A 1231-nucleotide genomic window follows, 5' to 3' on the forward strand; every position below is an offset into this window, starting at 1 on the left:
TGAATCGCCCCGGGTTTCCTAGACACTCTCCAGGCTCGCTGCGTAACGCTTTTCAAACTCTACCGGTGACAGCTGATTGTTGAAACTGTGGCGTCGTTTTGGGTTGTAAAACATCTCGATGTAATCGAACACATCATCCCGAGCATCCTGGCGTGTAGTGTAGATTTTACGCTTGATCCGCTCCCGCTTTAGCAGCTGGAAAAAGCTCTCCGCTACAGCGTTGTCGTGGCAGTTACCTCGACGACTCATGCTGGCTACCAGGTTGTTAGCTTTCAAGAAGCTTCGCCAGTCTGAGCTGCTGTACTGACTGCCTTGATCCGAGTGGATCATCACCTCTTGCTTCGGCTTACGTCTCCAAACCGCCATCAGCAGTGCATCAATGGCTACGTCGCTGGTCATCTGCGACTTCATTGACCAACCAATGATCTGGCGTGAAAACAGATCGAGCACCACGGCCAAATACAGCCAGCCTTCATATGTTCGGATGTAGGTAATGTCTGTGACCCAGACTTTGTTGGGTTCTCTGACATCGAATTGGCGCTTCAGTAAGTTCGGTGAGGCAACGGCTGGTTTACCGCCATATTTTCCCGGCCTCCGTCGATACCCAGTCTGAGAACGTAAACCTTCAAGGCGCATCAACCTAGCTACCCGGTGACGGCCACAGCTCTCACCAACCTCTCGCAGGTCATCATGGATCTTGCGATAGCCATAAACACCACCGCTTTCCAACCAGGAGTGTTTGATCAGTCCAAGCAGTCGCTGATCGTCCTTGGCTCGCGCAGATTTTGGTTCTGATAGCCACGCGTAGTAGCCGCTGGGATGAACCTTGAGCGTCAGGCAAAGCCGTCGAATCGCGTAATGACCCGCTTGCTGCTTAATAAAGGCGTACTTCAGCCGCACTCCTTGGCAAAGTACGCGGCGGCCTTTTTTAAGATGTCTCGCTCCTCCGTCACCCGTTTCAGCTCGGCCCGTAGACGACGAACCTCAGCGCTCTGATCATCCTCCTCAACGCGCTGTTCCTGGGGCTTGGTGTAGCGCTTAACCCAGGCATAAAGGCTGTGCACGGACACACCCAATCGTGCAGCCACCTCCGAGACAGGAAGCTTCTTTTCGGTCACTTGTTTGACCGCCTGGATTTTGAATTCTTCGGGATATCGCTGGTTGCTCATGGCACCTCCTAATGGGCCTCATTTTAAGGCTTGGAGGTGTCTACGAAACTAGGGGCGATTCA

Annotated in this window: 1 protein-coding gene; it reads right to left on the reverse strand. The window is 53.0% G+C overall.

Annotated elements, in window-relative coordinates; translation table 11 throughout:
• Positions 1 to 18: 18 nt before the first annotated feature.
• Positions 19 to 1169 (reverse strand): IS3 family transposase gene (locus HBN79_RS23815; RefSeq protein WP_088500423.1). Its coding sequence is split into 2 segments (ribosomal slippage): positions 19 to 935 and positions 935 to 1169, totalling 1152 coding nucleotides; the frame shifts between segments, so codons are not numbered across the junction.
• Between the last annotated feature and the right edge of the window lie 62 nt (positions 1170 to 1231).

Source organism: Pseudomonas sp. WS 5051, assembly GCF_012985715.1.
Taxonomy (GTDB): Bacteria; Pseudomonadota; Gammaproteobacteria; order Pseudomonadales; family Pseudomonadaceae; genus Aquipseudomonas; species Aquipseudomonas bubulae.